The sequence below is a fragment of the Pseudoflavonifractor sp. HCP28S3_F10 genome, from assembly GCF_052065415.1.
In the GTDB taxonomy this organism is placed as follows: Bacteria; Bacillota; Clostridia; order Oscillospirales; family Oscillospiraceae; genus Pseudoflavonifractor_A.
Genome location: NZ_JBQHUB010000023.1, coordinates 35,657 through 42,011, shown reverse-complemented (window position 1 = coordinate 42,011; position 6,355 = coordinate 35,657). Strand labels below are relative to the sequence as shown.

The 6,355-nt window shown below is 55.7% G+C and carries 5 protein-coding genes; 1 reads left to right on the top strand and 4 read right to left on the bottom strand.

Annotated features, from left to right (window positions below; translation table 11 throughout):
• Nucleotides 1-177 precede the first annotated feature (177 nt).
• The gene (locus tag ACTNBZ_RS10285) at nucleotides 178-1,623 is read right to left on the bottom strand and encodes an AAA family ATPase (protein WP_441209650.1); all 1,446 of its coding nucleotides are present in this window, start codon (nucleotides 1,621-1,623) and stop codon (nucleotides 178-180) included.
• Between the two features lie 205 nt (nucleotides 1,624-1,828).
• On the opposite strand from ACTNBZ_RS10285, the gene ACTNBZ_RS10280 reads away from it, so the two are divergent.
• Nucleotides 1,829-2,188: a nucleotidyltransferase domain-containing protein gene (locus ACTNBZ_RS10280; RefSeq protein WP_441209648.1), complete on the top strand. Its 360-nt coding sequence runs from the start codon at nucleotides 1,829-1,831 to the stop codon at nucleotides 2,186-2,188.
• Between the two features lie 626 nt (nucleotides 2,189-2,814).
• Here ACTNBZ_RS10280 and ACTNBZ_RS10275 read toward each other — a convergent pair.
• From ACTNBZ_RS10275 to ACTNBZ_RS10265, 3 genes are all read right to left on the bottom strand, one after another.
• Nucleotides 2,815-3,537 (bottom strand): L-2-amino-thiazoline-4-carboxylic acid hydrolase, encoded by a 723-nt coding sequence (locus ACTNBZ_RS10275; RefSeq protein ID WP_441209647.1) that lies wholly within the window; start codon nucleotides 3,535-3,537, stop codon nucleotides 2,815-2,817.
• Nucleotides 3,534-4,583, bottom strand: a complete 1,050-nt coding sequence (locus ACTNBZ_RS10270; RefSeq protein ID WP_441209645.1) for a BMP family protein — start codon at nucleotides 4,581-4,583, stop codon at nucleotides 3,534-3,536. Before ACTNBZ_RS10270 ends, ACTNBZ_RS10275 begins: the two co-directional genes overlap by 4 nt.
• Nucleotides 4,584-4,658: 75 nt before the next feature.
• On the bottom strand, nucleotides 4,659-6,350 hold the full coding sequence (locus tag ACTNBZ_RS10265; RefSeq protein WP_441209643.1) for an FAD-binding protein: 1,692 nt from the start codon (nucleotides 6,348-6,350) through the stop codon (nucleotides 4,659-4,661).
• Nucleotides 6,351-6,355: the final 5 nt, after the last annotated feature.

Sequence of the window (6,355 nt, the reverse complement as noted above, 5' to 3'; positions counted from 1 at the left end):
TATAAAGGCTCTGATTTAGCCGGACTCCTTCACCGTGACGGTGGACTTGTTTATCCGTGAAGATGGACCGGAAACTCCGTGCAAGTGGACTTTATAACCCGAAATTTACAGTTCAAAACCGTAGAAAGGCTGGTTTCATCTGTTGGCCCCTCTACGATAAAGAGCATAACCTTCTTTTTAGCCATTGGACACCTCCGAGGATGCGTCCCCCGACAAAGAAAGGCTCTCCATACGCTTGCCGACTACTCTCATTGCGTGCGCGATTTCGGACACATTGGTTTCTTCGTAGAGAGATGCATCATCATCGCTTCCAAGGATGACTTCACGTAGGTACATGGAGCGCAGATTATTTGTTGCCCGCACGCTTTTGATGCGAGTATATCGAGCGCTTGGGTTCGTCGTTGTAAAGACGATAGAATTGCTTTCCAATGTTTCCAGCGGATAGAGATTATGCGAGGTGAAAATCAACTGCCCCTTGCCGGATTTTTGCATGATTCGCAGCAATTCTCCCAGCAGATACTCGTAGATACCGGAGTCCAGCTCGTCAATCGCGAGTGTGATGGACGGGCTATTATATGCAGCAATCAACAAATGCAGAACGGAGATGATTTTTTTAATGCCCTCAGATTCATATTTTAAAGGTAGGAGATGCAGTTTACCATTGGCGCAGGAAAGCTCCCTTGCCAACTGGATTTTTGTGCCTTGCTCGCCATTTTCCATCAACTCCGTACCGAGTTCCACAAGTGACAGTTGTGCACCGGGAACAATTTCGCAGAGAACAGTGCTGATAGTTGCTATGACCTGTTGTATGATTTCCAAAAAGCGGTTTGGGATTGTAACTGGCTGATCAATCGGCAGTGCAAACGTACCGCCAGCCGTTTCTGTCCTGAAATTAACAGGAATTGCTGCATCCAGCGAGATCAGCCCGTTATTTCGGTTCAAGATGACAAAGAATGATGTGTTTGCAAAGTTGGACAGTTCGAACAGCGGTTCAACTTTATCGTCATGTTCCTGCGCTACATCATGAAGCATTTTCAGGAACTCTGGGGAGAAAAGAAAGGACCGATGCTCCTTTTGGCACAGTAATTTTATAACACGAAGCTCGTTCATTTTTGCATTTTGCTTCGAACCGAATAACGATTCCAGCCTAACTTGTGGTGAGAACACAGCGTCCTCTGACTGGTGCGTACACTCGAAGATTGGTTTCATCCAAGCTGTTTTTGCTGAATCAGTTCTGGTTGTGGCGCACTTGACGGTTTCATCAATGGCATCTTTACTCAAAACAGCAGAATAGATGAGACGCCGCTTATATACTACATTGCCCTCATTCAGCTTGAGGATGCTGAACTCAAATTGCAGTTCGGCTTTCTCTTGTCCGTAGGAAATGCAGTCTGACAGTTCTGCCCCGACCTTTTGCCCGGACAGCAGCGTTTTCAGGATTTCCAGTGCATCAATAAATGTTGTTTTGCCGGAGCCGTTCTGACCATAAATGCCGAGGACATCAGCTTTCGGCGCAAAAATATCCTCGCTATAATTGCATGGAAAACGAATTTCGCCGGATTCAACATTTCTAAAATTCCGAATGCCTGCCCGTTGGATTCGGATAACAGGAGTTTCATTCACAGATACCACCTCAGTACTCAGTATAACCGCCTTTTCAGAAAATAGCAATACAAAACAATAAAATCGAATAAATAATTCGATTATTGAAAATTCAATGGGCAATATATAAAATTCAAACCAGCAAGCCGGGCTTTGTAGCAGATTTGCATTCCAGCGCACTTTGGGGTATACTGCAAATAAGAAGTTCAGAAGGGGAGGTGTCAATATGTGTACGCGCAATCAGGCGTTTGAGATTTTGAAGATCGTCTATCACGCCTGTGATCCAATTCTAGGGCACAGCATCCACGATGCAATTTTGTACGGATCCTATGCCCGCGGCGATTTTACCGCGGAGTCGGATATTGACATTCTTCTGACCGCAGATTTGACGCAGGAACAGATCGCGTCGCAGCGGCGTGCGGTTTCTGGAGTAGCAAGCACACTCAGCCTTGACCACGACATCACGGTTTCTGTCCACGTTGTGCCACTGGCACAGTTCCGGCGGTATGCGGATTTCCTGCCGTTCTATCAGAACGTGCTGAAGGAGGGGATTCGCTATGCTGGACGTGGGGTGATTTTCGTCTGACCCAAACCGTGACCCAGACTGGGCAAAAACGCGATGGACGCAATAGAAAGAATCCCGAAAATACAGAACTTTTTCATCTAAAATATGTGCATATTATAATTAAAATACAGAAAAATATGAACGGATATCTCTTGCATGGTATGGGGTGGACCTTTTGTAAGGTCCTTATTCTGCAGTCTGACCATATTTCCAAATTTTAAAAAAATACAAGGAGGGCACAAGAATAATTATTCTTGTGCCCTCCCTTTGTAATCGTACCGCTATTTCCTGGTGTTGGGAAGAGTCTGTACTCTTGCCTGTAACCAGTGATATAGTACCAAGAGTTACGATAAAATTTTAGAAGTACATTGACCCTTACCATGGCGGGATCACCTGACACACCCTAACACGAAATAAACTTTTCTTTAGCGAAAAGCGAGTGATCGCAATACTTACAGAGATTAGGTGTCAGTTGATAAGCCTTGCCTGGCAGAATTTGAGTCCCTTCGGGCGTATAAAAAAGAGGCTAAAATCGTGAGGAATCACGGTTTTAGCCTCTTTGACGCGATCCGAAATTAGGACAAATCAATTTTTGCACTCAGCGCGGGACAATTAGTCTTTGCTGGCGATCAGTTTAAGCCGCCTCCTCAATAATCACCGATGGACTCAAAATTCATATCGGTGAGAGAGAGGAACGCACAGGGATTCTTGTGCTGAGTGTGTTGGGCAAAGCAGGTGCAGGAGCGCTCTAAAATCTGATCGGCTAGCTCCCCTCCCACAAGTTCCTGAAGCGTATCGGAAAACACCCGGTAGACATGGGCCAGATGATAGTCCCAGGGCAGCCGCGCGCGCCGATCCAAATCCAGTCCCTCCGCCGAGACGCCCTCGGTTTGGGCGGCCCCCCGGAACCAGATGTCACAGTGGGGCGCGCCGTCGGTGAGATTGGCCTTTGAGTCGATGACCACCGACTCATCAAAGCCCCGGCCCAGGGCGGGGTCGATGTTGCGGCAGTAGACGGAGGTGTACCGGGAGAGGCCGTACCGCTCCCAGGTCTCCGCCCAGGGGCACTTGAAGGCGCAGTCCTGCATATCGCCCTGGTCATTCCAGCCCTTTGTGCTGCAAAACTGGCCGGGCCGGAGCTGATACTCCCGGTAGAGCAGATAGGTCGCCATGCAGATGGGCAGACCGTCCTTTTCCGCTCTCAGCCGCATGCGCTTTCCACGCTGGGTGCCGTAGCGGATTACCGCCTCCTTCAGGAGGGGGGCCGCCGACTCGCCCAGGGTGTCGCAGACGGTTTTCGCGATAACGCCAAAGAGCAGCGCGTGATCTTCCGCGGTATAGGCGGGCGATTCCTCACAGATATGGCTCATCGGGCGGCCAGTTCTTCTTCCGTCCGGCAGACCACGATAGAGCCATCCGTGATCCCCTGCTTCGCCGCTTCGTAGGCCTGGGTCACATCATCGGAGAACTCCATGTACGGGCTGAGCACGCAGGCGATGGCGCCGTCAGCGACGCCCATGGAGTAGGAGCCGCTCTCAAAGGTGCCGTTCATAACGTCCTTGAGGACCGCGGTGACGCCAGGAGAGTAGTCGTTGGGCTGCGCGGCCACCATGAGCTCCGGGAAATCGTCAAAGCGGCTGGAGTTGGCGGAGATCATCATTACCTTGCCCAGATTCTCCATGCCGGCGGCGTAGCAGCCCTCGCCAGCCTTGTTCGCGTTGACCAGAATGATGTCCACGCCGTTGTTGATAAGGGCCAGCGTGCTCTCCTTGGCCTTGCTGACGTCGGTGCCGGAGCCCACAAAGGTCAGAACAACTTCAACAGAGGGGTCGGTGTCCTGGGCGCCCTGCTGGAAGCCGATCATGGATTCCTTGATGTTGGGCAGCTCCTGGGGACCCATATAGGCGACCTTACCGGTGGTGGTGGTCTTGGCGGCAATGACGCCGGCCAGATAGGCGCCCTCATAGGCCCGGTTGGACATGGCGGTGATGTTTTCGGTATTGATGCGGCCGCTGGTCACCAAATAGTGGGTGTCGGGATACTGGCCGGCGACCCGCTCACAGGCGTCCTGGTAGTCGTTGCTGTGGGCGAAAATCAGGTCATAGCCCCGGGCGGAGTAGTCCTCCACGGCCTCCAGAACATCGGCCGGGGAGTTGGTCTCCACATAGCTGAACTCCGCGCCGCAGGTCTCGGCGGCGGCCTTGGCGGCATTGTAGCCCATGGTTCCCCAGGCGCCGTCATTGATCGAGCCGGGGATCAGCGCCGCGATTTTGTAGACCTTGTCCCCGTCACCGCCGCTGGGGGCGCTGGAGCCGGCAGGGGCGCCTCCGCCCGTTGAGCCGCAGGCGGCCAGGCCAGAGATCAGGAGCGCCGCGCCAAGCAGTACAGACAGTCTTTTTTTCCATGTCGCCTTCATAGTAGTCTCTCCTTTTCATAGTAATGCAGAATGATTTCTGTAGTGGCTGAAGAGCGTGCTGGTATGCCGCGAGCGTTAGTCCTCCTCCTTTTCCATACAGATTGGGCAGGTGGAAAAGACAGGCTTTCCCTCCTGCTGCTGCACACAGGTATGCTTCAGCCAGTTCTCATCGTCCCGTGCGGGATACTCTTCCCGGAAATGGTGCCCGCGCGATTCGGTGCGGGTCATGGCGCTGCCGGCCACAAGCCGGGCGGTCTCGATGAGAGAGCGCAGCTCCAGAAGATCCATCAGCGGCTGCTGGAAGCCGGCGCCGGTCCGGATCCGGTAGCCGTCCAGCTCGGCCTCCATGCGGTCCAGCTCCTCCATGAACGCGGCCAGCTTTTCCCCGGAGCGGACCACACCGAGGGCGTCCTGGGCCAGATGCTGCAGGTGGGATTTGAGCTGCCAGGGGTTGGAGGGCTTCCGGCCGTCATCGAAGAGGGTGAGGACCCGCTCCGACTCCCGCTGCAGAGAGGCGGGATCCAGCGGGACGCCCCGGTGACCGGCGGCCCAGGCGTGGGCGGAGCAGCCGGCGAGGTATCCGAACACCTGGGTGCCGCCCAGGGCGCTGCCGCTGAGGCGGTTGGCGCCCTCATAGTTGCCGGCGGCCTCCGGCGTGCAGAACAGACCGTCCACATTGGTCCGGCAGGCGGCGTCAATCCGGACACCGCCCAGCTGATAGTGGGCGCCCGGCGCGACCTCGATTTTGTCGTTGACCGGATCGAGCCCCTGCTTGCGCAGGTAGCCGTACTGCTGGTTGTCCAGGTACTGGGCCACAAATTCCTTTCCCTTGGGAGAGTCGCCCACATACCAGAACAACCCGCCGTGAGGACCGCCGCGGCCCTCCATAATGGCCTGGTTCATCAGCCGCATAGCCGCGTCCCGCACCGGGATGGGATTTTTGGGGAGGACGGCGGCACCGCTGCTGTCCAGAATATCTCCGTCCAGGCGGTCAGTGGCGAGGAACTCGTAGTGGACAAAGGCGCCCCGGGCCGCTGGCGGCCAGACAATCACAGAGGGGTAGAAGAGAATCATCTCCATGTCCACGAACCGGGCCCCCGCCCGGTAGGCCAGGGCCAGACCGTCGCCGGTGGAGTCCGCCGGGCAGTCGGTGACGGCCCAGAGCTGCTGGCAGCCGCCGGTGGCGATGATGACGGCGGGGGCCTCCAGAAGGGTGAGCTCCCCGGTCTTCAGATTCCACCCCAGGGCGCCGCCGATACCGCCGTCCCGGGAGGCAATCAGCCCGGTGACCAGAAAATCGTCCAGCACCGAAATGTTGGGGTGCTTCAGACAGCTGTTCTTCAGCGGGCCCAGCATACCGATGCCGCCGCCGTGAAAGCCGATGTTTCTGGGGTAGGTGTGGCCGGGGAAACGGCTGAGGATGTACGCGCCCTGATCATCCTTCCGGAAGCGGACGCCATAGCGCTCCATGTCGTGAACCCGCTGGCAGGAGTCCCGGGCCAGGGCCCAGGCCAGGTTCCTGTCGGCCAGCTGGTAGCCGTAGGCGATGGTGTCCTGGTAGTACTGCTCCGGGCTGTCCTCCGGGTGGAAGGGCGCCTGGGTGCCGCCGCCGGCGGTGAGTGTAATTCCCGAACGGCCGGCGGGCCCTTTGTTAGTAATCAAGACAGAGGAGCCCGCCTCGGCCGCGGCCAGGGCGGCCCGGGTTCCGGAGGCCCCCATTCCGATTACGAGTACGTCGGCTGAACGGGTTGTGCTGATTGCCTGCATTGCGC

What these genes read in the sequence shown, in the direction of transcription:
- ACTNBZ_RS10280 (WP_441209648.1), top strand. Translation starts at nt 1,829, where the DNA reads ATGTGTACGCGCAATCAGGCGTTTGAGATTTTGAAGATCGTCTATCAC.
- ACTNBZ_RS10275 (WP_441209647.1), bottom strand. Translation starts at nt 3,537, where the DNA reads ATGAGCCATATCTGTGAGGAATCGCCCGCCTATACCGCGGAAGATCAC.
- ACTNBZ_RS10270 (WP_441209645.1), bottom strand. Translation starts at nt 4,583, where the DNA reads ATGAAGGCGACATGGAAAAAAAGACTGTCTGTACTGCTTGGCGCGGCG.
- ACTNBZ_RS10265 (WP_441209643.1), bottom strand. Translation starts at nt 6,350, where the DNA reads ATGCAGGCAATCAGCACAACCCGTTCAGCCGACGTACTCGTAATCGGA.